Consider the following 26174-nt stretch of genomic DNA (forward strand, 5'->3'; position numbering starts at 1 on the left):
TCCAACCTATTCTCCTTAACTTCATCCATTCTATGTTGAATGCATAACTCCATAATTATAGATTGATAATTCTATATGTCAAACGCTTTCAAATTGTAATCATGACAAAAAGACTCTGCCAGCGGAATGCCAGCAGAGTTGTTCATAAGGTAAAGGAATTAAACCAGGAACGCTTTAGAGATGATGACCAACAAGATGAACAGAACAAGGATTGCACCGATGGATGTGAAACCACCGTATCCACCAAGACCTCCAACATTTCCATATCCTACTTCACTCATGTAATCTCCTCCTCTTTTGTGTTATGTCATAAGGTATTCAAATCGTTGTGTATTGACAAGGCTTTTGAGCCAATCATCAAAAAAAGGGCGCTATCCGCTTATGCAGCAGATAGAGTCCCCCATCACACACTCATCATTGTCTTCTGACAGTTACTTCAGTTTCATTAAAGAATTCAAGTGCAGAATAGTACCATTTTGGTTTGGGCTGTAACTCGCCATCCACATAGACATCGACTTGCTCATTATAAAACGACATCAATCCAGCAATCTTTGGAATTTCAGGAATTGGATTTAGATAGCTCCACACGATATTCTCATAGGTCTGTCCATTGAGAACAGCCGTCCAGTAGGATGCATCACCTTTATAAGGGCAGGATGTATGCTTGTCATTTGCGGTGAGCACATTCTGATCCACGTCTTCAATCGGAAGATAATAGCGAACGGGGACGCCCGTTTCAAATACAATCATCGGGCGGCGGCTATCTGCAAGCTTGATGCCATCTAGAACGATCTGAACATGGCGGGAACTTTGGATCGCATCAACTCGCTTGTATGGGTCACGCGGGTGGACGAAGATCTGCTCTTCTTCTTCATACCAGGCGTCCACCTTGTTCCAATAGAAAGCCACAAAACCTTTGATCGACTCGATGTCCTTAAGTGGATTCTCATAACCCCAGACTGCATTTTCAGAAATACGCTCACCCACTTGAATGGTCCAGTAAGAAGCATCCCCTTTAATAGGGCAGTGGGTCTGCAACTCGGTCTTCACCAGAAATTGTTGCGACACATCTACTTGTGGAAAATAATAAACCGGTAGCTTGCCGCGCTCATGAAGTGTAATAACACGTGTGCTGTCCGCAATAGTCTCACCAGCAAACGTGATGTGAACCCGGCGCGGATTTAGATCTGCCTTCAACATTAGTTTATCTTCCTGACGCAGAGAGCAGGCAATAGATGAATCCAGATGATTTACCATTTCACTTTACCCCCCATCCTAAATTGCGGTAAGGAAGGCGATCATCAGCAGATAGGGACCACTTTACCCCATCCACATAGAGCGCATCCACTGACTCATGATAAAAGCATAACAGTCCTTCAACTTCATGAACTTCTGGTAATGGGTCCTTATAGCTCCAAACAAGATTATTGTATTCTCTTCCATTAACTGAAGCAGTCCAATAGCTGGCAATCCCTTTATAAGGGCAAGTTGTGGTTAAATCAACGGGCTTCAACAAATCAAGGCGCACATCCTCCTGATGAAGATAATAACGCGGGGTCAATCCTGTCTCATAGAGAATCACAGGTCGCTTGCTATCAGCAACAATTACTCCATCTAACTCGATTTGAACATGACGTGAGGCTGGAATCGCATCCACCCTAGAATACGGGTCCCGCGCATGAACGAATACTTCTTCCTCTTCTTCATACCAGGCATCTACTTTGTTCCATGAAAAAGAATAATGATTCTGCAAATAGACCTCTTCCTGTTGCACACCCGAATAGCTCCATACCGCATTCTCTACCGTACGTCCACCGCTGCTAATATGCCAAAACAATTGATTTCCTTTATACGGATCATTCACCAGCTTTTCTGAAGGTATGAATACGTCAAGGTTCACATCTTTCTTCGGAAAATAATAAACGGGGAGTCTACCTGTTTCGGTAACAACGAGAACTTCCTTGCTGTCTGCGATAAACTGCCCGTCAAATTTTACGCGAATCCACTTTGGACTGACCTCCGCACGAATTTGCCAGCCCTCATGGGAATGGTCCCGTAAAGACCACTGGGGATCAACATGTGCCATTGTAACTTCCTCCTCTTTCCATCATTATTGAGAGAATTAATTCATCTTCCCACGAACTGCTTTCAGCCATTTCCCTTCCTTAAGCAGAAGGTAAGCACGCTCTATATCTATGGTTTGATTACGGTCTTCAGACAAAAAAGGAACCTCGGAACGCAACAGTTCATAACCTGCTCTTGTCCCCTCACCCAGAGTCATATCCATACGCAGATCAATAGCTTGAGCAGCATGGAGCGCTTCAATCGCCAAAATATAAGTAACACGATCAACAATCTCTCTTACCTTGCTTACAACGTAAGGAGAATTGGCAGCATGATCCTCCATGTCTCCCGCGAGTGAGAAATAATCAGATGAAACGGGATTACTCAAATGACGAATTTCTGCATCCAGTGAGGTTGCTGTTTTCTGAACCGTGCAGAAACCGACGGAGCGGCTCGAATCAGCAGTTAAGAAACGGCTTAACCCTGTAAAGTCCGGGTCACCCAGCTTGATCATGCGATAGCATGAACTTTTGGATACATGATGCAGCGCACTTCCAAGCATCTCGAAGCCTAATGTCCATGTTATGGGATCATAATTGGCGCAGGACAAGATTCTCCGCTCTTCTGTCAGCACACAGGGGTTATCGTCCGAGCTATTGAGATGAACTTCAAGCTGCTGGCGCGCATAGGCATAAGCATCTCTTGCCGCACCATGAATCTGGCAAGCGTCACGGAAGCTCAGCGGGTCTTGCAGCGAATCAGGATTAAAACCATTCCAGAGTCCGCTGCCACGCAGACTACGCCGGACCATGGCCAGGCTCTTTAACTGCCCTGGAAAAGGACGCTTGAGATGAACCGCTTCATCCAACGGACTAATATTTCCCCGGATGGCTTCCAAAGACAGCGCGTATACAGAGTCTGCGGTATCCAGTAATTCTTGGATGTCGAAGAGCGCCAGTGCTCCGTTTCCGGCTGAGAGAGCATTGGAACTGACGATAGCCAGACCGTCCTTGGGGCCAAGGCGCAGGGGTTCCAAACTCATTACCATTAACGCATCGCTCGCTGCTATCCGATTGCCTGCCATGTTCACTTCACCTTTACCAATCATGGCCAGACCGATATGCGAAATCGAGGTAATATCCGCCGCACCCACAGATCCGCGAAGCGGTAGAACCGGGTGAATACCCATATTGAGAAAATCTGCATAACGTTTGGCAATATCGGGCTGAGCACCGGTAGCTCCTGCAAGCAGGCTATTTAACCGGGCAAGCATCACAGCACGAACGACATCTTCTGTAGCCTCCGGCTTCACCCCAGCACTGTGAGATAACAATAAATTCCGGTTATAATCTTCAAAATAATCATCTCCGATGACCTTGTCCTTATTCCAGCCTACTCCACGATTCAGTCCATAGACAGGAACGCCTTCTGCAGCTAGTTCATAAATTACTTTACGTGCAGAGACTAGTCGTTCCCAGGCTTCATCTGCAATCACTACGGATCTCCGCGAACGAGCCACACTCTCCACATCCTCAATGGTCATGCGGCTTCCGTCCAATACAATTTGGTTAGAGCTGAGCAAGAGAATGCTCTCCTCAAGCATAGATTGTTTTCTCCTTGTCAAAAGCATAGCTCTGCAAATCGATGCCCAGCATTTCTTCCACCTCGGGATATACGGTGGGGTCCTTTACACTGGAACTCAGTGGTACCTTGGATTTATCAATGGCGAAGACCGCTATTTCCATACCCTCTTCAACATCTCCTACACTCACAGGCAGACCCTTCTTCAGGTCAAACGTAGTAATTACGTCCGGGAACGTGGTCAGGCGTGTACCTTCATCGTCCTCAACAGCCATATATTCATTCATCACATGAAGTGTAAGCCTACGGTTGGGGATGGATACTTCGATCGTACCCACATCGAAAGCACCTGAATAATGAACATTTTTTGTCGTCACCGTCCCTCTGCCGAGGATTCTTCCATTGGTCTTGTGTACCACGGCCTCTAGCACCGCTTCCGGACCATCCGGCTCTGCCTCCATAATGACACGGCCCAACTCAATCGCTATCGAGATGCCACCGATCGCAGCGTGCTTCTTAATATGTTTGATCGGGAGCGGGTGCCGTGCGGCAGCAATAAACCCACCCGCCATGTCCGAAGCAGTACGCAGTATATTGGAGGTCCGTGCCGGAGTTCCCTTAACCACAAGTTCCATGTAGCTGCCAATCTCTGGTTTACCGCCAGCCACTGCTTGTATCGTCTCGTAATCAATAGAAGACGCGAGGCCAAGTGAGCCCATCTTGCCAGTTGGATGTGCGCGGATATCTCCAGTAGCATCAATAACAGCAAGACCAAGGGCTGCTGCTGGCAGCCAACCGTTAATGGTGCTGGACATGCCATTCTGCGGAGTCATGACCCCGGCTATTTTGCCATCATAGTTTTCAATGATTAGCTGAACAGCCTTAATGTAGTCCTTTCCAAGCATTTGCCAGTCTCGTCCGGCAGGTGCCCCAATTGCGGTACATGTCAATATAATGGCGTCATCCGGCAGTTCATCTACCGACAGGAGCTTCGGTCGTCCGATACTCAGTGCCGCGTGTCCAATCTCCAGTCCATGATCCACCCAGCCTCCGCCGCCGCTGGCAAATACAGAGCCGCCTTTGACAGCAGCGTTTACATCATCTCTTGTTAATTCCCGCATAAAATCTCCTCCTAGATGAAAATTTCGTTGAACCATTTCCCGATGTTATTTTACAGTGGATGAAATGGTTTCATATTGATGGGTATCAATTCGGGCAATCCCCTTTGTTTTAACCTCGGCCAACGATTGCTCATAACCGGCATCCGCATATCGGAGTACGCCAAGACCAGTATCATTGTCAAGCGCTGTACGAAGACGTGCATCACTTGCCTCTGATCCGTCGGCTACAATGGTGACTCCCGCACTTGTCATATAACCAGAGTAGCCCCCTCCGCCAGAATGAATCGCCACCAGATCAGCCATGGATGCACAATTGAGCATGGCATTCAACAACGGCCAGTCCGAAATCGCATCGCTTCCGTCTTTCATTCGCTCGGTCATAATGTTGGGATGAGCCATAGCTGCTGCATCCAGATGATCTCGGGAGAAGGCGACTGGTCCTGCAAGTTTTCCTTCTCGAACCAATTGGTTAACCGCGAGTGCCAGCTTGCTGCGGTCTTTATGCCCAAACCAGCCTATACGGGCCGGCAATCCCTCAAACGGCACATACGTATTCGCGAGTTTGATCCAATTGGATACGATGTCATTATCACTAAATTCTTTCAGGATATAATCGTCAATGATTCGTATATCCTCTGCCTCGCCGCTAAGAGCGATCCAGCGGAAAGGACCGATAGCCCGCGCAAAAAGGGGACGAAGAAAAGCTTCCGTAAATATATCGATCTCAAAAGCATTCGTAACTCCATATTGCACTGCTTGTGAACGGATATTGTTACCATTGTCAAAAACAACCGCGCCCCGTTGTTTGAATTCCAACATCGCCTTTACTTCATTCGCAATTGAAGCTCCGGCAGCGGCTTGAAGCTCCGTCGGATGTTCTCGTCGTGCCACACCAGCGGATGCAGGTGAGTATCCGCTTGGAATATAGCCGTATAACAAATCATGTGCAGATGTTTGGTCAGTCACAATATCCGGCTGGACACCCCTCCGAAGCAGTTCTGGATAAACATCCGCAGCATTTCCGAGCAGTCCAACGGACAGGCTTGTGCCGCTGCTTACAGCTTCATTAATCCATAGTAATGCTTCATCCAGGCTATCTGTCTTTCGCTGTAAATAACCGGCAGCAATTCGTTTGTCTATTCTCTCCTCCGCAACCTCTACACAAAGGATTGCCGCATTAGCCATATAACCTGCTAAAGGCTGCGCGCCCCCCATACCGCCCAATCCAGCGGTTAGAATGAAACGTCCTCGCAAATCGCCGCCGAAGTGCAGCCTTGCGATACTTTGGAAGATTTCATAGGTTCCCTGTATGACACCCTGTGATCCGATGTATTGCCAAGCAGCCGCAGTAAGGCCGCCCCAAATGATCAGTCCTTTATCTTGCAACTCATAGAAATTCTCACTGGTTGCCCATCGGCCGACCAGATTGCAGTTAGCCATTACGACAAGTGGTGCTTGCCGATGGGTTCTGAATACACCAATCGGTTTGCCTGACTGAATGACCAGTGTTTCGTCTTCCTCTAATTGCTTTAGGGTATCGACAATTGCCAGATAGGAAGGCCAGTTACGGGCGGCCTTTCCAAGGGAGGCATAGACGATCAGCTCCTTCTGGTTCTCACCGTTCTCGAGCACGTTCTCCAGCATGCGCAGTAGTGCTTCCTGACGCCAGCCTTTGCATCGCAGCACGCCGCCTCGTTCGGCAACAATCTTTTTCACAGTCACTCCTCGCTTTCCTTCTCCTGCTAAATCATCACATTAGAGCTATTTGTACTTCCTCGTTGAGTTATCTTTCTGCCGTTCCTAAAGTAATCTTTTCTTGTGAATAGCGGTTCTCTGGTTTGCTGAGTCCAAAATGGTCCCTCAGTGTAGTTCCTTCATATTCTAGGCGCAACAAACCTCTACGCTGAAGAATGGGCACTACCTCTGCTACAAAATCATCCAGAGCACCAGGAAGGTGAGTAAAGGCAATATTGAATCCATCCGCAGCACCATTGTTGAACCATTCCTCAATATGATCGGCAATCTGCTCGGGAGTTCCGGCAAAAGCCCGTTTGCTTACAATCCGTTTGGCAAGCTGAATCAGCGTCAAATCTTCTTCCTTGAGGATACGTCGGATACGTTGTAAACCACTTTTACTCTGGTTAAAGCCTTCTACTTCAGGTAGAAAAGGCAGCGGTTCATGCAGCGGATAGCCGGAAACGTCTACCCCGATGTAATGTGATAGCAAGTCCAAAGCCAGTCGGTCTGGAGTAAGATTCTCCACAATAGCAAGCTGCTCTGCTGCCTCTTCCGCAGTAGCACCAATAATGGGCATCAAGGCAGGCAATATCTTGATCTCATCGGGGGAACGTCCATATTTGGAAAGCCTTCCCTTGATGTCTTCATACAGCGCTTTCCCTTCTGCGAATGTGCCACCAGGGGCAAATACAATTTCGGCCGTTGCCGCGGCTACCTCTTTACCGGCTTCCGAAGCTCCGGCTTGGATCAAAACAGGATACCCTTGTGGTGGACGGGAGATATTAAGGGGTCCTTTTACTTTAAAATGAGTACCTTCGTAATCCAGATTGTGCAGCTTGTTCTTGTCTGCAAAGTACCCATTTTCCTTGTCGAACAGCAGTGCATCCTCTTCCCAACTGTCCCAAAGTCCTTGCGTTGCCTCTACAAATTCTTTCGCACGTTCATATCGCAGCTCATGCTGCAGATGGCGTTCCTTACCGAAGTTCCGGGCCTCTTCGTCCGTCTGAGACGTCACAATATTCCACGCGGCTCGCCCGCCACTGAAATGATCCAGCGTCGCCAGCTTCCGGGCAATATGATACGGATCGTTATAGGTCGTCGAGATGGTCGCCGCCAAACCAATATGAGACGTTACCGCCGCCAAAGCGGAAAGCAGTGTGAACGGCTCCGGCCGAATGCTATTGGCATGGCTAATACCGGATTCGAATCGATCCCAGACGTACAGTTCATCGGCGTAGAAGAACATGTCGAATCTTCCACGCTCCGCCGTCTGCGCAATTCTTTTGTAATAATTGAAATCAAGGAGTCCCTCTGTTTCAGACCCGGGATGTCTCCAACTTGAAATATGCTCACCCGCCGGAAAAAACATCATTGCCCCCAGCGCAAGCTGCCGTTTATCATTACTCACAATGCGTCACCCTCTCTTATTAACTCGTTGTTAGACAACGTAATTACCATTAATTATTGATCCATCATGTAGAAATTCACTTGATTAGCCCTTGGGCTTTCAGCCAGTCCCTCGCAACATCAAGTGCCGGTTTCTGATCCTGTTCCACCTCTGCATTCAACTTTTGCATTGCCTTCTCATCCAGTTTTCCTGCCAACTTGTTGAGGACTTCTTTCAACTCGGGATGTTCATCCAGCGTCTGCTCACGAACCACTGGAAATGCATCATACGGAATAAACACATGCTTGTCATCCTCCAACGCTACGAGGTCATTGGCCAGGATTTGGCTGTCCGTTGAATACGAGAGCTTCACATCAATCAGCTTTTGCTTTATCGCCTGATACTGCAAGGAAGGGTCCTGAATGGACTTTGTCTCCTTGAACTTTGGTTTGTATATGCTCTCTACATAAGGCCAGGCATCTGGGCGATTCAGAAACTCCTCACTGGCTCCAAAAACCAGTTCACCTGATTTCTCAGCAAGTTGAGAAGCTGTCTTTAGCCCATACTTCTCAGCGGTTTCTCTACGTACTGTAAAGACATAGGTATTGTTGAACCCTAGGGGGTCTAGCGCAATCAATTTGTTCTTTTCCTTGAGTTGGGTTACGACTGTTTTAAATGCTTTATCTGCATCAAATTCTGGTTCCTGCTTCAAAATATTGATCAAGGCCGTCCCGCTGTACTCTACATAGGCATCCACATCCCCTGAGTCAATGGCATTCCAGAGCAGTGTGTTGTCCAGCTTCTTAATCTCTGTCTTCAGCTTCGTGTCATTCTCAACCAAGAGTTTGAAGGCGTTGGCCAAAATATCAGACTCTGCGAATCCTTTCGTGGCCAGTACGATGGTATCGTTACGCCCGGACGCATTGGAATTCGAGCACCCCACTGCTGTCAGCACGGTTGTCAACACCAGCCCAAGGGTGATAAGTAGCCTGCCTCCTTTGGTTACATTCCATCTTTTTTTGTTGGTGGTTGTCATGATTGGTGCCCCTCTCCCTAGGTAAAAGCTTAAAATTTATTCAAATGCCGCAACCCCTTTGGGGTAAGTGCCCTGTTAAGAAGCAGCAAAATGAAGTTAACGGAGATTACCAGCAGCGAGACGGGGATGGCCCCTTCCATAATGGTAACCGTATTGATCATGGCAATGCCTCTTGTGATGATATCTCCCAGTCCTCCTGCGGCAATATAGGTCGCAATTGTCGTAAGACTTATCGTTTGCACCGCGACGAGTCTTACGCCGGCCATGATGACACTACGCGCAATCGGAAGCTGAATCATCTTCATCATCTGCCATTTGGTCATGCCCATCCCGGTTCCTGCCTCAATCAGAGAAGGATGAACTCCATTAATACCGACATAGGTGTTCTGGAGCATCGGAAGCACGGCATATAAGGTCAATGCAATAATGGCAGGTGTTGTGCCGATGCCTACCAGCGGAATCATGAATCCGAACAACGCCAGACTTGGAATGGTCTGGATGGCAGAGACTACAGTAATGATTGTATCCGCCATCCGCTTGCGGCTGGTCAGATAAATACCAAGGGGTATTGCAATGATTCCCGCCATGAGGACGGAAATGAGGGACAGATACATGTGCTCTCCCATTTTCTCAACGATCATCGGCCAGTCAGCAGCTAACGTATCCCATATATGGTTCATGCACTGGTCTCCTCTCGGTGAAAGTGTCGACCAATGGCTTCAATAACACCTGAACGGGTTACCGTACCGATTAAACGGTTCTGATCATCCACGACAGGCAATATTCGTTGACTTTGCATCAGTTCGAATACATCAGAGATCGGTGTGTTCTCAAAGAGGGCGCGGGTCCCATTTTTCACAATATCACCGACCTTCATTTTGCTGTCATGCTGCAGATGTTCGCTGATTTCTTCGATTCCTACAATACCCAGCAGTTCTCCCCAATTCCCGGTCACAGCAAGAGCATCAGCCTGATTCAAGCGCAGGAGTTCAAGTGCCTCTGAGATTGTTGAAATATTACTTATCGAGATACCGTCAATCATAATATGCTGTGCCATCCCACTTGGAAAAGAAGGACGAAACCTCTCCTGGCCGATAAATTCGATCACAAAGTCGTTTGCCGGATGGGCCAGCAGCTCCGCAGGTGTACTGTTCTGAATTACCTCACCCTCCTTCAGTAGAATAATCCGATCAGCGATCTTCAGCGCTTCTTCAATGTCGTGGGTGACAAAAATTATCGTTTTATGCAGCCGCTGATTCAGCTGGATCAGTTCTTTTTGAAGCTGGACTCGGCTGATGGGATCAAGTGCGCTAAAGGGTTCGTCCATTAAAATAATGGAAGGGTCTGACGCCAATGCACGGGCTACTCCGATCCGTTGCTGCTGCCCGCCACTAAGCTCATGGGGATAACGTTTGCTATATTGTTCAGCTGGGAGACCGATCAGGTTCAGTAATAGATCAACCCTCTCTTTTCGTTCTTCCTTTCTCGCTCCCTTAAGCCTCGGAACAATGCCAATATTCTCTTCAATAGTCATATGTGGAAACAGTCCAATCTGTTGAATTACATATCCGATATCGCGTCGAAGTTGGACTGCATCTGCGGCTCCTACGTCTCGCCCTTCAACAAGAACCTTTCCCTGACTCGGTTCCTCAAGACGATTGATCATTTTGAGCAGTGTAGTTTTGCCGCAACCCGAGGGTCCTATAATTGTTACAATCTGTCCTTTCGGTACCGTAAGATTAAAATCATGCAGCACACTGCCAGAGCCATAATTTTTATTTACATGCTGGAATTCAACTGCCACTGCTTCAGTCATCGTTCTTCCTCTCCCTCCAAAATACAGTAAACAAATTTGTTAACTCGGATAAACGAATAAATTTTTTTACATCCTTCAGTCATCATTTAACTATTATTGCGAATTCTTGCTAAAAAAGAAGAAGGCCTTATTTCTCGCCAATGGGCGAAAAACAAGACCTCCACTGTTATGGTCAGCCATTTATTATTAACATGCGATAATTAAATTTCTTATTTCAATAATATTACCAAGGACATTCTTTTGTCAATCATTAATTCCACTATTTCTATCGGGATTAATTGTGATCGGTGATTTTCTTCTATTCCCCTCCAAGTAGATTGGAGAGATGCTTGGACGATTCCATAACGCTATTAATCATTTCGGGTATCCTCTCTTTCGTCCCGCGAAATAAAGGACCCGCAATAGATAGACTTGCCACGACAAGACCATGACTATCCAATACCGGTGCTCCAATCGCAAATACATCGGGATCATATTCTCCTTCAGTACAAGCGAAGCCCTGTTCCTTGACAGCTTTCAAACTATCAATCAATTCCGATCGGTTCCGATCGTTTGTAATATTCGCTACAACCTGCTCAATCGTCTTCTCATTTTCAAAAGCCAGGATACTTTTTCCAGAAGCGCCTTGATGTAAAGGCAAACGTCTACCGTTTTCGATTACAAATTGAATAAGACCTCGGCCCTTCACATGTTGAATGCATACAGCATCATTTCCAGTTCTAACGAACAATAACGAAGTTTCCTGTGTAGACTCCATCAGATTGATCATAATAGGCAATGCAAGTGACAACAACTCACGATGAATTTGCTGATTCAAGCTACGAGCTAAATCCAGAATACGCAAACCAAGTCCGATCTGATTTTTGCCCCTACGCTCCACAATCCCGTTCTTTTCAAGCGTTTGCAAAAAACGATAGGTTGAGCTTTCTGGAATGCTGACCTTTTCTGCGATCTCACTAACTGATAATGTTCCATTCGCCTCAGATAACGCAAATAAAATATCCAAAGCCCTTCCAAGAGTGTTTGTTCCACTTTTCCGATCCAAAGCGACGCTCCCTTTCATTGAAATCATCCATTTCTTTTATCATATAGTGAAAGATTGCGGAAATCACTATCGTTTTACTCGTTTGTATAAATGACATACAAATAGAATGCATACCCAATAGTTATATACAACTAACATAATGAACAAGTTCAAGATCATAAAATTACATAGTAATTCTAACCGTAGGGAGGCTCCCAATTCTTATGCCTGACAAGATAAAACTACAAAAATTCGTGGATGAACTGCCTATTCCAAACACATTATCTCCTAGGAAGCGAAGCAGTAATAGTTCTTATTACGAAGTGACTATGAAGGAGTTTTCTCAGAAGCTGCATAGAGACCTCGGGCCTACCCGTTTATGGGGTTATGACGGAACATTTCCAGGTCCTACGTTTGAAGTGATGAAGAATGAAACCGTGTTTGTTAAATGGATGAACGACCTGCCCAATAAGCACTTTCTTCCCGTTGATACTACGATTCATGGTTCGGAAATTACTGTTCCAGAGGGTAGGAGCGTTGTGCATTTACATGGAGGAAGAACGCCAGCTCATAGTGATGGCTACCCCGAAGCTTGGTTTACGAGAAATTTTGAGCAAACGGGACCTTTGTTTGAACGAGAGGTTTATACGTATCCAAATATTGAACGAGCTACAATGTTATGGTACCACGATCATACAGTAGGCATTACAAGATTGAACGTCTACGCAGGACTCGCGGGATTTTATTTCATTCGAGACCAAAATGAACAATCCCTTAATCTTCCGAAAGGAAAATATGAAATCCCTCTACTCATTGTGGACCGATCTTTCAATCCGGACGGATCTCTAAACTACCCCAGCAAACCGGATCAAAACGATGCAAACTTGCCTCATCCTTCCCTTGTTCCTCCTTTTGATGCGGATACCATTCTGATAAACGGCAAGGTTTATCCATTTTTGGAGGTAGAACCAAGAAAATACCGTTTTCGAATTTTAAACGCATCCAATAGTCGAATCCTTACATTAAAAATGGAATCCAATCAACCATTTTATCAACTCGGAACCGATAGCGGCTTTCTTGAGACAACAATAAGAATAAACGAATTTGTACTTTTAAGTGCCGAGCGTATAGATGTGATCATTGATTTTTCTCAATATTATGGTCAAACTATTATTCTCAAAAATGTCACCAAGAGTGCGTCCCCTGAAACAATAGATATCATGCAATTCAGAATAAGTGTCCCATTAAAAAGTATAGATACCAGCTCACTTCCATTTTATTTAGAAGCATTCGAACGACTCCCAAAAAGTATGGCAAAGAGAACAAGATATTTAACACTTGTCAGAGTGAAGGATCAATATGGTCGCTCCTTAAATCTATTAGATGGAAAAATGTGGATGGATCGAATTTCCGAAAGAATTGAAGTAAATACGATTGAAATCTGGCGTATCATTAATATCATTGATGATGACCCTCACCCCATTCATATTCATTTGGTTGATTTTCAAATTCTTGATCGTCAACCTTTTGATGTTTCTCATTTTCAGAAAACCGGAAAACTTATTTTCACAGGCCCCCCCACTCCTCCTAATCCGTATGAAATGGGATTAAAAGATACTGTAGCAACCCCCTTCGGTTACGTTACAACGATTATTGCTCGTTTCGGACCTTTTACCGGGCGTTATGTATGGCATTGTCACATGCTTGAGCATGAAGACTACGAAATGATGCGACCGTTTGATATTTTTTAGCTCACTCCAGCACTGCAATGAATGAGTGGACATATCTAAAAAAACCACTAAAAAAGAGATATGTACCAGCCAACGGAACTTATAACGAACAAGTAGTTGTCCGTTGCCACCATCAGGGCCGTTACGATCTAACTGTAAAAAATTGCAGCGGTCAAGTTGTTCTACTTCGTCAAATTGAGCGACAGGTGCCTTCCGAGGTCATAGCCCTGTCACATGGACAATAAAAAAAGATTTTGAAGCGGCGACTTTTTCCCGGATTCAATTGAGAAGAGGTCGCCCTATTTGTTTTGGGAAGATGACAAAAGTCACCTTAAACGAATTACTTTGTACACTGATATAAATTTTAAATATCCTCGATACTTAGGTTACACAAAAAACAAACGAGGTGCTTACCATGAATCCAATATCTTTAACAATCTCATTATTAATTGTCGTGCTTATCTTAAGGGGCGTTATCCAGGGCAGCAAGAAGCCATTGCACGAATCAGGCCGGAAATTATTAATTCCGATCCTTTATATCTCTTCATCTTTGTTTGAATTGTTCGACCCTACATTGGTGCTTACATCAGGCAGAATGATCAGTTCGATCGCTATAGGTGCAATTCTGTCGATCCCATTAATTCTGGTGACGCAATTCGAGCGGAAATCGGATGGCAAGATGTATTATAAAAGAAACGTATCTCTTTATGTTTTAATTATTGTTATCTTCTCGATCCGATTCTTTGACTTCTTGTTCATCTCAGGCATTGATCCCAAGACTCTTGGATTCCTGAATAATGTAGTTGCCCTGTCCTATATTGCCATTTGGCGAATAGCTAGCTTCATTAAATTTCATAATTCCAAGTCTAGTACGTTCAGAGCTTGGGACAAAACTGCTTAATCGTACGATTAGCTAGAGCTGGTTGACTTGGCATATCAAGCATGTTAACCTAGGCCGAGTATTAACAATGATTGTCAAACCCTCCTACTCTTATAATGATGAAAGGTAATTCAACAAATGATGATTTATAGTCGTCTCGCCATCATGATGCCCCCCTTTCCCTAGCTAGGCTCATATTCTTGTTGTCATAACAGAGTATAAGCTTGTAGGAGGGCTAATATATAATGAAGAAATATGCTGTACCATCTTTGCTTTTAATGATTGTTCTTATCGCTTTTCCACAAATCAGCGAAACCATCTACACTCCATCTCTGCCAGATATCGCAGCAGCACTTGGTGTATCTAATAGTTCCGTACAATTCACGTTAAGCATCTATTTTATAGGATTTGCCTTAGGCGTTTTCTGCTGGGGCTGGCTGTCCGACTTGATTGGTCGCAGACCTGCAATGCTGGGCGGTCTCATCATATATGGGATTGGAAGCTTGATGTGCTTTTATTCGGAATCAATTCAGTTGCTTCTCGTCAGCCGTTTCGTACAGGCTTTCGGTGCCGCAACTGGCTCAATTATCACTCAAACCATGCTTCGCGAAAGTGTATCGGGAGATCGAAGACATGCGATGTTTGCCCAAATCTCTGCTGTCATTGCATTTACGCCGGCAGTTGGGCCCCTTATTGGTGGTTGGATTGATCAGGCCCTTGGCTTCAGATGGGTATTCTTTGCGTTAGTACTGATGAGCGTTTTGTTGTTCATATATGCTTTTATTAAACTGCCGGAGACAACGAACGTTTCTTTACGATCCAAGGTGGCTATACTTCCGGTTGTTAAAAAGATGCTCGCCATGCCGCGCGTAATGGTGTTTGGCGTATTGATCGGTGGTATTAACGGAGTTTTATTCAGTTATTATGCCGAAGCTCCCTTCATCTTCATTGAACACTTTGATCTGTCGCCTGGCGTTTATGGTTTTCTGGGCATTATTGTGGCCTTGGCATCGGTGGTCGGTGCAATGATCTCCAAAAGATTATTGACCGTTTACGCACCGGAAAAGATTATTCGTTTGGGTTGTCTGGTCATGACCAGCGGGGCTCTGCTCCTAACCCTTGGAAGCAGCTTGTCTATGCTGCCCAATCTTTTGCAAATCATCTGCATGTTAACTGCCATGTTTGTTCTGTTGATTGGCGCAGGTATTGCTTTGCCCAATTGTCTAAGTCTTGCGCTTGTTCATTTTCAAGATGTAATTGGCACAGCAGGTGCTATATTCAGCTTAGGCTACTACTTGCTGGTAAGCCTTACGACATGGGGAATGGGTGCTCTGCATAACGGTTCATTGCTGATAATGCCCTTATATTTTCTAATCATTAGCGTCGGAATGTTGTGGCTTGGCAAAAGATTTATCTCAGAAGAATAATCTATTAGGGTAATTCATTTGTATTATAAATAATACGAAGAAATGTCCCGGGGCACATTTCAAAAAAATAGAAGCAGTCCAGTACTTTTATCGTATCTGGGCTGCTTTTATTCATATTGTTGAACATAAAGTCTGAAAGCCAAATCGGCTTATCAAACGTTTTTAATGTTTTATATCCATATCTGCAACCTTAACTTTGAAGATTCCACGCATATACGGAAGCAGCGAAATTACACCTACCAAAGCCAACACAACCCCGACCCAGATCGGCGCAACCAGGCCGTAACCGGCACTAATGGCCAAGCCACCAACAGAAGATCCTACCACTACACCAAAGGTGACGATCGCGGTATGAACGGTGTTCACCATCAGACCACTTCCTCCCGCGCGTATCACTCGCGCGACCATAGGCGGATTCATTGGAACCCCGGCCAACCCGATGATGATTACGGCAGGAATAACCACGGCAGCTGTATGTACGCCAATGGCGAATGTCAGAAGACCAAACGTCAAGAGAACAAGCCCTATCGTTAGAATCAGCATAGTGTATCGGTCCGCCAGTCGACCAGTGATCAGATTACCAGCAACCGTAGCAGCTCCATACACAACAAACAATAGTGGCACCGCGGACGTTGAAAAGCCCGTCAACTCTGTAAAAATTGGAGCAAAGTAGCTGAATGCTGCAAATGTGGCTCCTATAATAAGAAAACTTGTCAGGTAAGCCGCCCAGAGCTTGCGATTGCGAAAAGATTTCATTTCATGACGCAAACTCGTGGGCTCCGGTCTGGATAATACGGGGATCAACCGCAATGCAGTTACTCCTGATAGTAGAACAAGAATGGCGACCGCCCAAAAACTGAAACGCCAGCCATAAGCATCGGCCACCCACGTTGCAGCAGGTGTACCCAGAACCGTAGCAATCATAAGACCCCCGAAGATTATCGACACCGCCCGTCCCCGCTGGTTTTCCTCCACGAGCGAAGCAGAGATCGAGATTGATACGCCAAAAGCAGCTGAGGAAGCAACACCTGCTATGATGCGTGAGGCCATCATAACCTCATAGCTACCTGCGATCGCGCCAAGCAACTGTCCAGCGAGAAACAGTCCGGTTAGCATAATGAACGCTTTTTTCCTAGGCATATTCAGCAGAGCAGCGGTTAGTAAGGGACCTCCTACGACCATCCCCGCTGAAAAGGCTGTAATCAAATATCCTACTTGCGAGACAGATACTCCAAATTCCCCCGCAAGTGTATTCATCATTCCAGCTACCATAAATTCTGAGGTAGTCATACAAAAAATAGCCAAGCTAAGCACATAGATTGCCAATGGCATCTTCAATTCCCCTTTTCATATGAGTTAAAAACTACACTATTGTAATGATCGGTACAAAACTAATGCAAAAAAAGTGCCGGATTACCCGGCTAGTAAATAGCTGCCAATGTACCTTCTACAATACTTTTTGCCAGATCACGGTTCTGTGAAGAACTGTTAAGCACGCGAAGTCCGTAATAGCTGCTTAGAAACAGGCTTGCCAGTTCTTTGGCTGGTCTCCCTGAAGTAATCTCTCCTGTCTGGACACCCTGCTCCATCAGATCACAAAGTGCATCCTCCAACAATCCGATATGCCGTGTCACCACTTTTTCAACCATAGGATCAACCCGTGCCCGTTCCATTGCTGCATTAATTAGGAGACAGCCTCTTCGCCCTGATTCCGAGAAATCTTCCTGTACACCCCACTCCAGCAGGCCGCGTAATCTTTCTTTCAACGGTAAGGGGCTCTGTAAAATCTCGCTTTGCTCCCGTATTCCTTCCTCATGGTAACGCTGGAGTACCTTTTCATATAAATCATGTTTGCTACCAAACGCATTATATAAACTGCCCTTCCCGAGACCGGTCTGTTTACATAGATCCTCAGTAGAGCACCCTTCGTATCCGTTCAACCAAAAGGCATCCATGGCTGCGTCAATCACAGCCGTATCCTTAAATTCTCGTGGTCTTCCACCTCTGGTCACTTCATTTCCTCCCTTCTCAACGAAATAATAAATCTTAGTATAGGTAATTTGTAACGTTCAGTCAAGAAGTTGTTTACAGCTCTATTGTTCTCTGTTACAGTGAAGATGTCATACCATATTAAATCGGGAAAGGAAGTCGGAATAAATGAAAATCGCAATTATTGGAACGGGAAATATCGGTGGCAATCTCACCCGTCGTCTCACCAAACTTGGTCATGATGTCTCGATTGCTAACTCGCGCGGTCCTCATACCTTGACGGATCTAGCTGAAGAGACAGGCGCAAAACCGCTTGAAGTAACGGACGTCGCCCATGGAGCCGAGCTGGTCATTGTAACGATTCCACAAAAGAATATTCCGGATCTCCCTGATGGTATCTTAGACCAAACTGCACCTGGTGCTGCCATTATTGACACCGGGAACTATTACCCCCGTCAGCGTGACGGCTTTATTGCCGAGATCGAGGGTGGCTTACCTGAAAGCCGCTGGGTCGAGCAATTCTTGAAACATCCTGTCAACAAAGCCTTTAATGGGATTTCCGCTGTTAATCTGCTTGAACGTGGACTGCCTGCCGGCTCACCGGATCGACTTGCTCTCCCGGTAGCTGGTGATGATCCGGATACAAAGAAAATTGTACTTCAACTTGTCGAAGAGTTGGGATTTGACGCCATAGACGCCGGCGGTTTGGACGAATCGTGGCGCCAACAACCGGGGACTCCTAGTTACCAGGAGCATGGAGCGGATAGTCTTCGGCAGGCCTTATCGAATGCTAGTCCTGTACGAAGCGAGGACTTTAAAGCTTGAGCATTTGAAATTTCAGGACATTGAATACGTCATCATCCACCGCCCTTTCGGGCGGTTTTTCGTTTGATCATGTCTATTCCATGAAATACAACTGATGCTTCTTGCGGTACTCTCCAGGCGTAAGGGAGGTTTGACGTTTGAACAACCGAGTAAAATAGTTATGGTCCTGCAGTCCACACAACTCGCCGATACGCTTCAGCGGAAGCTCCGAATGTGCCAATAACCGCTTGGCCTTCTCCATTTGCAGGTGATGCCTGTATTGCAGCGGGCTCATCCCCGTACACTGCTTCAGGCAGCGGGCCAGGTAATCAAAATGATAAAGCAGATCACGCACCATCTGTCCGGAATCAAACGGCTGATCTAGACGTTGACCAAGATAAGTCGCCACCTTCTCGCTTAGAAAATAGGAACGAGCCTGCGGGCTGTTCTGTCTCATTCCCTTCTGTAACTGCAGCAGGAATTGGCCCAACAGAACATGCAGCTCGAAGGAGCGCTGACGGGTGAGTACATGGTGCAGATCAAGCATTTCTTTCATTATCGGCTCCAGGTTACGTAAATCCACCCCGGCGAATTTGGGAATTTCAATGACTCCTGGGGGTGCCTCAATATCCTGGTCTGTTTGTTGAAGTAAAGGCTGCTCCCAAGTCGTCTTTTCTTTCAAAATCATCTTTTGCACAGAGGGAAGCTGGAAATGAATCCAGTATACTTCCGTCTGCACATCCGTTGGTCTATAGCCACGGTGGTCTTTGCCAGGTTCAAGAACCAGCATCATACCTTCCGCAATCTCGTAACGGAGGCCATCTTCCTCCATGTACAGCTCTCCTTTGGCGCAAATAATAAGATCAAACACATCAAAGCTACGCTGGGCATGCTGCATGCCCGGCTGCCATTCGGTGTGCCCAATGGCTGCTAATAGCGGAAACGGCGGAACTTGAAGTTCAAGTACAAGCATGAGATCCCTCCTTTGTTTAAAATGTAGATAATGTGCTATATATAGTCGTGATTGTCAGCTGTATCGGAGCTGATGATCGATTAGAGTGGTAGATATAATATGATTCTATCATTTAATGACCAGGGGGATGCAAGCATGAAATTTCGTCAAGTTCATCTCGATTTTCATACGTCAGAAGCCATTGAAGGCATTGGCCGTGATTTTTCGAAGCAGCAATTTCAGGAGATGCTTAAGACTGGATACGTCGATTCCATCACCATTTTCTCCAAGTGCCATCATGGCTGGGCCTATCACCCGACAACCGCCAATCAAATGCATCCACATCTGAATTTCGATCTTCTGGGTGCCCAGATTGAAGCTGCTCATGAGATAGGCGTGAAGACACCGGTCTATCTCTCTGCTGGCCTGGATGAGCGACTCGCCCGCAAGCATCCTCAGTGGCTCATCCGCAATCAGCAGGAGCAAATCAGTTGGACAGCCGACTTCATGACACCGGGATATCATCAATTTTGCATGAACACCCCTTATCTTGACGTGCTCACTCTACAGGTCGAGGAAGTCGTAAAGAATTATGATGCGGACGGCATCTTCCTCGATATCGTTGGTGTTAGGGAATGTTATTGTCAATATTGTGTTGCCGAGATTCGCTCACAGGGCTCCGATCCACGAAACATTCAAGATATGAAAAAACTGTGGGAACAGACGTATGCTCGTTATGCTAATCGAATGAATGAGACTGTGCATGCAGTGAAACCCGGATTACCAGTGTTCCACAACAGCAGTCACGTCGACCGAGGGCGGCGGGATCTCGCCCATGTAAATACCCATTTAGAGTTGGAATCGCTACCAACGGGCGGCTGGGGGTACGACCACTTCCCACTCTCTGCACGTTATGCGCAAACACTGGGCATGGATTTCCTCGGCATGACCGGAAAATTCCATACCTCTTGGGGCGAATTCGGTGGATACAAGCACCCCAACGCGCTGCGTTATGAAACTGCACTGAGCCTTGCGAACGGGGCACGCTGCTCCATTGGAGATCAGCTGCATCCAGGTGGTCAGATGGACCTTGCCACGTATTCGTTGATCGGGGAAGCTTACCGCGAGGTAGAAGCAAAGGAAGAATGGTGCCGAGATACTACCGCTATGGCCGATATCGCGTTGCTGTCAGTGGAAGCAGCCTTATGGGAATCCGGAGGCGATCCTCATAACCAGCACAAACACCACGATACCGGTGCTGTAAGAGTTTTGCTGGAAGGCCACTATCTCTTCGATGTAGTAGATCTGCAGGCTGATCTATCCAAATATAAAGTTGTTATTTTGCCGGATGCCATTAGCATTACAGAGTCAATTAAAACCAAACTGACAGCCTTTCTTGCCGGGGGCGGCAAAATTCTCGCCACTGGCCGTTCCGGACTCTCACCGGATGGTACGGGCTTTGAATTCGATTTGGGTGTAGAATATCAGGATGTTTCCCCATTCCGTCCCTCCTATTTCCGTCCGAATTTCGAGCTTCCTTCGCTGCGTACAGCCTCTTTCGTCATGTACACCGAAGGACAGAACACAGTGCCCACGACAGACGGCATCGTACTTGGCAGTAAGGAAAATTCATATTTTAACCGTGACTTGTTCACGTTCTGCTCTCACCAGCATACCCCTTCTGATCTGCAGGAATCGGGAACTGGCATGGCTGAAGGTCAGGATGGAATCTATATCGCGTGGAATGTTTTTGAAGATTATGCGACGAAGGGGAGCTTGGCTGTCAAGGAAATCATCTGTTACGCATTGGACCGTTTACTGAGTAACAACAAGTCGCTGATAACCAACCTACCTGCCCAAGGGGTTACCACGCTGCAGATTCAGAAGAACTCGAACCGTTGGGTGAATCATCTACTGTATGCCTCTCCAGTACGTAGAGGACAAGGTGTGGAAGTTATCGAGGATATCCCTCCACTTATCAATACAGAGGTGACGGTTGCGGCTGCCGAACAAGTACAAGATGTGTATCTGGCGCCACAGAACCTTAGTCTCCCATTCAGTCAGGTGAACGGCCTTGTGACCTACACGATACCGGAGTGGTCCTGTCATCAAATGGTCGTGATTCAATTTTAGAAGTACATTCATGGAACATTTAGCAGTAAACAAAAAAAGAAGTCGCCATTAACATGGCGACTTCTTCTTTGGCGTTTTACTCCGCCGATGTACTATCTTTAGGGATTAATGATTACACACAAGCTTTCAATTTGTTCAGAGCATGGGAAATATCACGAATCAGTGAGTCCACATTTTCCCGCTGGGTTGCCCAACTGGTACAAAAACGAACGACGCTGTGTTTATCGGACACCTTTTCCCAGAATGTGAACGAGTAACGGCTGCGTAAATCCTGAAGCAGATCATCTGGCAGAATCGGAAATTGCTGATTGGTTGGTGAATCATATAGGAAAGTAATACCTTGCTCCACAAGCGAATCATGAATCAACATGGCCATGTCCACCGCATGCTGGGAAATTTCAAGATACAGACCATCTTCAAACAGCGTTTCAAACTGAATGCCCAGCAATCTGCCTTTGGCAAGCAGGCCGCCTTTTTGTTTGATCATATAACGAAAATCTGGCTTAAGCTTGTCATTCAGGATGACTACCGCTTCTCCCATCAATGCTCCGATCTTGGTTCCGCCAATATAGAATACATCACATAGGCGGGCGAGATCAGCGAGAGTCGTATCACAATTCCGGGAAGCAAGAGCATACCCAAGACGTGCCCCATCAATAAAGAACGGGAGACCACACTGTTGGCTCACATTAAATAATGCTTGCAGCTCTGCCTTGCTGTACATCGTACCGTTCTCAGTAGGCTGGGATATGTAAACCATTCCGGGCTGGACACAATGTTCAGGTGCTGCATCATTCCAATGGGCATCATAGACCGCTTTGACCTGATCTGACGTGATCTTCCCATCTTCGCTTGGTACCGTGATCACTTTGTGACCTGTGGCTTCGATCGCTCCCGTCTCATGGACCGCGATGTGGCCCGAAGTCGCTGCAATCACGCCTTGGTATGGACGCAAAATGGAGGCAATAACCGTTGTATTTGTCTGTGTACCACCAACCAAAAAATGCACATCCGCCTGTTCATTTTCACAAGCTTGTCGAATAAGGCTTCTCGCCCGATCACAATGGGCATCTTTACCGTAACCGCTCGTTTGTTCCATGTTCGTTGAAATCAGTCTTTGCAAAATGCGCTCATGCGCGCCTTCGTTGTAATCACATTCGAATCGTATCATCGTCTTGTCTCTCCTGCTCTTTTGTTCAACTTATCCTGAATATTCATCATTGAAGCGTAAACTTCTCTGATCTCTTCCTCATCCAAACCTTGCATTAACTTCACAATCTGCTGATCTGAACGTTCATTCAACTCACCGTAAAGCTCCTGCCCTTTTTCAGTCAGGCGAATCAAACTAACGCGGCTGTCAGCAGCTGAATCCACTTTCATCAGCAGCCCTTCTCGGGTCAGTTTACTTACAATTCGGCTCATGTAGCTGCGATCAATGGTCAGTGTATCCACCAGATTGTTCGCAATGCTCTCCCCTTGAATGCCAATTTCAATAATGACCCTTGCTTCAGCGAAGGAGTATCCCGTTCCCAGGATATGTTTATCGAGTACACCGAGTATATTGGTATAAAAACGGTTAAAACGCCGCATTTCAGTCAACATATCTGCATTTATTTGCTGAGAGTCGATGTGAAACCCTCCCTTTTAGTGGACATTGTCAACATTATAATAATCAGTTTAGTGGACGTTGTCAACAATATATAATATTGATGAACTTTATTGTTCAAATGAATGTCACTTTATTGAAAAACAAAAAAAACAAAAAAACAAACCGCGCAAATGCACGGTTTGTTTTTTGGCTATTAAGAATGGCTGTATTGCACCTGGTGAAGTCTGCTGTATATGCCTCCGGCAGCGACCAGTTCCTCATGGTTACCCTGCTCTGCGATGCCATCCGCATTGACTACAAGGATGCGATCTGCATTCTTGATCGTTGTCAGTCGGTGTGCAATAACAAGGGTTGTTCTGCCCACTGACAGTTCCGCCAAGGACTTCTGGATTAATGCTTCGGTTTCGGTATCCAGAGCGGACGTTGCTTCGTCCAGAATGAGAATCGGTGGATTTTTCAGGAACATCCGAGCAATGGACAGGCGCTGTTTCTGACCTCCGGAAAGTTTGACACCACGCTCACCAATGATCGTATCAATCCCTTCTGGCAAAGTAAGAAGCAACTCTTCCAAAGATGCACGACGGGCTGCATCCCAGATTTGCTCGTCTGTTGCCGTTAAATCGCCATAAGCGATATTTTCCTTAATTGTGCCTGAGAAGAGAAATACATCCTGTTGAACAATACCGATATGTTTGCGCAAAGATTCCAGCTGAACCTCACGAATATCAACTCCATCAACGGTAATCCGACCTTCCTCTACTTCATAGAACCGTGGAAGCAGACTGCAAATGGTCGTTTTACCTGCACCGGAAGGACCCACAAAAGCAACGGTTTCGCCTGGATTGATGGACAAACTGATATTATTCAGAATACGTCGATTTTCCTCATAACCGAACGAGACATTTTCGAAACGAATATCTCCACGGACGCTTTTTAGCTCAACGGCATTTTTCGCATCAGCGATTTCCGGCTCGGTATCAATGATTTCCAGATAACGCTTGAATCCTGCAATACCCTTAGGATAACTTTCGATTACGGCGTTAATTTTCTCAATCGGACGGAAGAAGATGTTGGATAACAGCAGGAATGCCATGAAATCACCCATATCAATTCTGCCATCGATAAAGAACCAGGCACCGCTAATCATAACGAACACAGTAACCAGACGCATCATCATGTAGCTGACCGATATACTCTTCGCCATCGTTTTGTAAGCAAGCAGCTTTGTTTTACGGAAGTTCTCGTTATCTACGGAAAATAGTTTTTTCTCATGCTCTTCGTTAGCGAACGATTGAACGACACGAATTCCGCCTACGTTGTCTTCGATACGGGAATTGAAATTCCCCACATCTCCGAAGAGGCGCCGATAGGTCTTCGTCATGCGACCACCAAACACGATAATGACCCAGGCCATGATAGGAATAATGACAAAGGTGATCAGTGCAAGCTCTAAATTAATGTTCGCCATAAGCCAGAAAGATCCAATTAGAGTCATAATCGCGATGAATACATCCTCAGGTCCATGGTGAGCAACCTCTCCAATATCGTTGAGATCATTGGTAAGGTGACCGATCAGATGACCCGTCTTGCGATTATCGAAAAACCGGAAGGATAGCTTTTGTAAATGAGCAAACATCTTCGAACGCATGTTGGTTTCAATGTTAATGCCAAGCATATGTCCCCAGTAGGTCACGACATAATTCAAGACGGTATTCAGCGCATAGATCGACAGCAAGACAATACATGCGAGGATAATAAGTGGCCAATCTTGACCTGGCAGCAACTCATTAATGAATTTGCTTACAGCAAGTGGAAATGCCAGCTCTAGCAGACCAGCTAGTACTGCACAACCAAAATCAATTAAAAATAGTTTTTTGTAAGGACGATAATACGAGAAAAAACGACGAACCATTCTTATTCACTCTCCAGATCCTGATTAGGGCTTTCTTCTTCATTTTGTAATTCAAAAAGTTGGATGTATTCATCAATGACCTGATCAATGGCTTTCAGTTCACCACTTATCATCTGATGAATATTCCGGAACTCCTCCTGACCAAGCTGTCTGGCCAACGTAGCTCTTCGATTCTGCATTTGTTCCAAAAAGACTAAAATTCTTCCACGGCGAAACGTTTGTGCCCCATTGCCCCGTTTTCCGTGATGCTCTCCATGCCCTCTCCCACGTCTTGAACCTTCACCTTGTCGCTCTTCTTCCCCACGCCCCCGTCTGGACCGCTCTCCATGGCGATCAGGTTGTTCGTTCACATTTATATGTCTTTCTCTCATTTTTGAAGCACCTCCATCTTCGTATACATTTGTATACAAATTGTTTATGTATACGATTGTATACGTAAGGAATTTTTCTGTCAACCCGTATTTTTCCATTTTATTCTGGCCCAATTCATATTCAGTTCACCGTCCTAGAGTACACTAACTTACGTACCACCACAGAGATACCTAATCTACAGATAAGACAGGAGAAGATGAGATTGACACTAAAAAAACGAACTTCATTCGCCGCTGTAACCCTGGTGTTAACCATGTTAGCCCCAATGAATGCTCTCGCCGCACCGGCAAACAGTAACACCAGTAACCTCACGTATAATATGACCCAAAAAGCGGTGATGGAGAAGGCCAAGCTCCTTACCGAAACATACGGTACAACAAGTGTGCAGTACGCACTCATGGATGAGGGAGAGATCGTGATCTCCGGACAAGTAGGCAAAAACGACCCGGAGGGCCGTATCCCCCTTTCTTCTAATACAATGTATGGCATCGGTTCAACCAGTAAAATGGTGCTCACAGCCGCTGTGATGAAGCTGGTTGACGAAGACAAGATCGATCTGGATGTGCCGGTTGTGAACTATATCCCTGACTTTAAAATGAA

General features: G+C 45.9%; 24 protein-coding genes. 6 read left to right on the top strand and 18 right to left on the bottom strand.

The features are described from left to right. Window positions 1–158: 158 nt before the first annotated feature. From A6049_RS32590 to A6049_RS13590, 11 genes are all read right to left on the bottom strand, one after another. On the bottom strand, window positions 159–281 hold the full coding sequence (locus tag A6049_RS32590) for a sporulation protein YjcZ (RefSeq protein ID WP_079697598.1): 123 nt from the start codon (window positions 279–281) through the stop codon (window positions 159–161). A gap of 133 nt (window positions 282–414) precedes the next feature. Beyond that, complete coding sequence (locus A6049_RS13545; RefSeq protein ID WP_063565148.1) at window positions 415–1257, bottom strand: DUF427 domain-containing protein; 843 nt, start codon at window positions 1255–1257, stop codon at window positions 415–417. A 1-nt stretch (window position 1258) separates the two neighbouring features. Continuing rightward, entirely contained in the window at window positions 1259–2086 is an 828-nt protein-coding gene (locus A6049_RS13550; RefSeq protein ID WP_063565149.1) for a DUF427 domain-containing protein, read from the bottom strand. Window positions 2087–2122: 36 nt separating this feature from the next. Next, window positions 2123–3667, bottom strand: coding sequence for an HAL/PAL/TAL family ammonia-lyase (locus tag A6049_RS13555; RefSeq protein ID WP_063565150.1), 1545 nt, complete (start codon window positions 3665–3667; stop codon window positions 2123–2125). Continuing rightward, window positions 3660–4766: a DUF917 domain-containing protein gene (locus tag A6049_RS13560; protein WP_063565151.1), complete on the bottom strand. Its 1107-nt coding sequence runs from the start codon at window positions 4764–4766 to the stop codon at window positions 3660–3662. Before A6049_RS13560 ends, A6049_RS13555 begins: the two co-directional genes overlap by 8 nt. 45 nt (window positions 4767–4811) lie before the next feature. Next, on the bottom strand, window positions 4812–6482 hold the full coding sequence (locus tag A6049_RS13565; protein WP_205412014.1) for a urocanate hydratase: 1671 nt from the start codon (window positions 6480–6482) through the stop codon (window positions 4812–4814). Window positions 6483–6549: 67 nt separating this feature from the next. Then, window positions 6550–7911, bottom strand: a complete 1362-nt coding sequence (locus A6049_RS13570; protein WP_063565153.1) for an LLM class flavin-dependent oxidoreductase — start codon at window positions 7909–7911, stop codon at window positions 6550–6552. A gap of 76 nt (window positions 7912–7987) precedes the next feature. Further along, entirely contained in the window at window positions 7988–8926 is a 939-nt protein-coding gene (locus A6049_RS13575; RefSeq protein WP_063565154.1) for an ABC transporter substrate-binding protein, read from the bottom strand. A 29-nt stretch (window positions 8927–8955) separates the two neighbouring features. After that, complete coding sequence (locus A6049_RS13580; protein ID WP_063565155.1) at window positions 8956–9606, bottom strand: ABC transporter permease; 651 nt, start codon at window positions 9604–9606, stop codon at window positions 8956–8958. After that, entirely contained in the window at window positions 9603–10742 is a 1140-nt protein-coding gene (locus A6049_RS13585) for an ABC transporter ATP-binding protein (RefSeq protein WP_063565156.1), read from the bottom strand. The genes A6049_RS13580 and A6049_RS13585 overlap by 4 nt, the downstream gene beginning before the upstream one ends. A 298-nt stretch (window positions 10743–11040) precedes the next feature. Next, entirely contained in the window at window positions 11041–11805 is a 765-nt protein-coding gene (locus A6049_RS13590; protein WP_063565157.1) for an IclR family transcriptional regulator, read from the bottom strand. Between the two features lie 185 nt (window positions 11806–11990). Here A6049_RS13590 and A6049_RS13595 point away from each other — a divergent pair, with 185 nt between their 5' ends. The 3 genes from A6049_RS13595 to A6049_RS13605 all read left to right on the top strand — a co-directional run bounded on the left by A6049_RS13595 (window position 11991) and on the right by A6049_RS13605 (window position 15803). Then, window positions 11991–13517 (top strand): multicopper oxidase family protein, encoded by a 1527-nt coding sequence (locus tag A6049_RS13595; protein WP_095206084.1) that lies wholly within the window; start codon window positions 11991–11993, stop codon window positions 13515–13517. 394 nt (window positions 13518–13911) lie between these two features. Then, window positions 13912–14397: a CcdC protein domain-containing protein gene (locus A6049_RS13600; protein WP_063565158.1), complete on the top strand. Its 486-nt coding sequence runs from the start codon at window positions 13912–13914 to the stop codon at window positions 14395–14397. A gap of 224 nt (window positions 14398–14621) precedes the next feature. Beyond that, a complete protein-coding gene (locus A6049_RS13605) occupies window positions 14622–15803 on the top strand; it encodes a multidrug effflux MFS transporter (protein WP_063565159.1) in 1182 nt (393 codons plus the stop codon). 162 nt (window positions 15804–15965) lie between these two features. Here the strand turns inward: A6049_RS13605 and A6049_RS13610 are convergent, their stop codons facing one another. Both A6049_RS13610 and A6049_RS13615 read right to left on the bottom strand, forming a co-directional pair. Further along, complete coding sequence (locus A6049_RS13610) at window positions 15966–17135, bottom strand: MFS transporter (RefSeq protein ID WP_063565160.1); 1170 nt, start codon at window positions 17133–17135, stop codon at window positions 15966–15968. Between the two features lie 89 nt (window positions 17136–17224). Further along, on the bottom strand, window positions 17225–17815 hold the full coding sequence (locus A6049_RS13615) for a TetR/AcrR family transcriptional regulator (protein WP_063565161.1): 591 nt from the start codon (window positions 17813–17815) through the stop codon (window positions 17225–17227). 145 nt (window positions 17816–17960) lie between these two features. Between A6049_RS13615 and A6049_RS13620 the strand changes: the two genes are divergently transcribed. Beyond that, window positions 17961–18617, top strand: coding sequence for an NADPH-dependent F420 reductase (locus tag A6049_RS13620; RefSeq protein ID WP_063565162.1), 657 nt, complete (start codon window positions 17961–17963; stop codon window positions 18615–18617). 73 nt (window positions 18618–18690) lie between these two features. Here the strand turns inward: A6049_RS13620 and A6049_RS13625 are convergent, their stop codons facing one another. Then, window positions 18691–19569: an AraC family transcriptional regulator gene (locus A6049_RS13625; RefSeq protein ID WP_063565163.1), complete on the bottom strand. Its 879-nt coding sequence runs from the start codon at window positions 19567–19569 to the stop codon at window positions 18691–18693. Between the two features lie 135 nt (window positions 19570–19704). Between A6049_RS13625 and A6049_RS13630 the strand changes: the two genes are divergently transcribed. Beyond that, window positions 19705–21681 (top strand): alpha-amylase family protein, encoded by a 1977-nt coding sequence (locus A6049_RS13630; protein WP_063565164.1) that lies wholly within the window; start codon window positions 19705–19707, stop codon window positions 21679–21681. A gap of 112 nt (window positions 21682–21793) precedes the next feature. Here the strand turns inward: A6049_RS13630 and A6049_RS13635 are convergent, their stop codons facing one another. From A6049_RS13635 to A6049_RS13650, 4 genes are all read right to left on the bottom strand, one after another. Further along, window positions 21794–22852, bottom strand: coding sequence for a threonine aldolase family protein (locus A6049_RS13635; protein ID WP_063565165.1), 1059 nt, complete (start codon window positions 22850–22852; stop codon window positions 21794–21796). Next, entirely contained in the window at window positions 22849–23283 is a 435-nt protein-coding gene (locus A6049_RS13640) for a MarR family winged helix-turn-helix transcriptional regulator (protein WP_231952523.1), read from the bottom strand. Before A6049_RS13640 ends, A6049_RS13635 begins: the two co-directional genes overlap by 4 nt. A 200-nt stretch (window positions 23284–23483) precedes the next feature. Beyond that, entirely contained in the window at window positions 23484–25202 is a 1719-nt protein-coding gene (locus A6049_RS13645) for an ABC transporter ATP-binding protein (RefSeq protein ID WP_063565166.1), read from the bottom strand. 2 nt (window positions 25203–25204) lie between these two features. Further along, window positions 25205–25573: a hypothetical protein gene (locus A6049_RS13650; protein ID WP_090806120.1), complete on the bottom strand. Its 369-nt coding sequence runs from the start codon at window positions 25571–25573 to the stop codon at window positions 25205–25207. Window positions 25574–25770: 197 nt separating this feature from the next. On the opposite strand from A6049_RS13650, the gene A6049_RS34045 reads away from it, so the two are divergent. After that, the coding region (locus A6049_RS34045; RefSeq protein WP_240321391.1) for a serine hydrolase at window positions 25771–26174 on the top strand (404 nt) is incomplete at its 3' end.

The sequence above is a fragment of the Paenibacillus sp. O199 genome, assembly GCF_001636635.1.
GTDB lineage: Bacteria > Bacillota > Bacilli > Paenibacillales > Paenibacillaceae > Paenibacillus > Paenibacillus marchantiae.

Excerpts from the sequence above, each read along its gene's own strand:
- A6049_RS32590 (WP_079697598.1), bottom strand. The coding sequence starts at position 281 with ATGAGTGAAGTAGGATATGGAAATGTTGGAGGTCTTGGTGGATACGGT.
- A6049_RS13545 (WP_063565148.1), bottom strand. The coding sequence starts at position 1,257 with ATGGTAAATCATCTGGATTCATCTATTGCCTGCTCTCTGCGTCAGGAA.
- A6049_RS13550 (WP_063565149.1), bottom strand. The coding sequence starts at position 2,086 with ATGGCACATGTTGATCCCCAGTGGTCTTTACGGGACCATTCCCATGAG.
- A6049_RS13555 (WP_063565150.1), bottom strand. The coding sequence starts at position 3,667 with ATGCTTGAGGAGAGCATTCTCTTGCTCAGCTCTAACCAAATTGTATTG.
- A6049_RS13560 (WP_063565151.1), bottom strand. The coding sequence starts at position 4,766 with ATGCGGGAATTAACAAGAGATGATGTAAACGCTGCTGTCAAAGGCGGC.
- A6049_RS13575 (WP_063565154.1), bottom strand. The coding sequence starts at position 8,926 with ATGACAACCACCAACAAAAAAAGATGGAATGTAACCAAAGGAGGCAGG.
- A6049_RS13580 (WP_063565155.1), bottom strand. The coding sequence starts at position 9,606 with ATGAACCATATATGGGATACGTTAGCTGCTGACTGGCCGATGATCGTT.
- A6049_RS13585 (WP_063565156.1), bottom strand. The coding sequence starts at position 10,742 with ATGACTGAAGCAGTGGCAGTTGAATTCCAGCATGTAAATAAAAATTAT.
- A6049_RS13590 (WP_063565157.1), bottom strand. The coding sequence starts at position 11,805 with ATGAAAGGGAGCGTCGCTTTGGATCGGAAAAGTGGAACAAACACTCTT.
- A6049_RS13595 (WP_095206084.1), top strand. The coding sequence starts at position 11,991 with ATGCCTGACAAGATAAAACTACAAAAATTCGTGGATGAACTGCCTATT.
- A6049_RS13600 (WP_063565158.1), top strand. The coding sequence starts at position 13,912 with ATGAATCCAATATCTTTAACAATCTCATTATTAATTGTCGTGCTTATC.
- A6049_RS13605 (WP_063565159.1), top strand. The coding sequence starts at position 14,622 with ATGAAGAAATATGCTGTACCATCTTTGCTTTTAATGATTGTTCTTATC.
- A6049_RS13610 (WP_063565160.1), bottom strand. The coding sequence starts at position 17,135 with ATGCCATTGGCAATCTATGTGCTTAGCTTGGCTATTTTTTGTATGACT.
- A6049_RS13620 (WP_063565162.1), top strand. The coding sequence starts at position 17,961 with ATGAAAATCGCAATTATTGGAACGGGAAATATCGGTGGCAATCTCACC.
- A6049_RS13625 (WP_063565163.1), bottom strand. The coding sequence starts at position 19,569 with ATGCTTGTACTTGAACTTCAAGTTCCGCCGTTTCCGCTATTAGCAGCC.
- A6049_RS13630 (WP_063565164.1), top strand. The coding sequence starts at position 19,705 with ATGAAATTTCGTCAAGTTCATCTCGATTTTCATACGTCAGAAGCCATT.
- A6049_RS13635 (WP_063565165.1), bottom strand. The coding sequence starts at position 22,852 with ATGATACGATTCGAATGTGATTACAACGAAGGCGCGCATGAGCGCATT.
- A6049_RS13640 (WP_231952523.1), bottom strand. The coding sequence starts at position 23,283 with ATGTTGACTGAAATGCGGCGTTTTAACCGTTTTTATACCAATATACTC.
- A6049_RS13645 (WP_063565166.1), bottom strand. The coding sequence starts at position 25,202 with ATGGTTCGTCGTTTTTTCTCGTATTATCGTCCTTACAAAAAACTATTT.
- A6049_RS13650 (WP_090806120.1), bottom strand. The coding sequence starts at position 25,573 with ATGAGAGAAAGACATATAAATGTGAACGAACAACCTGATCGCCATGGA.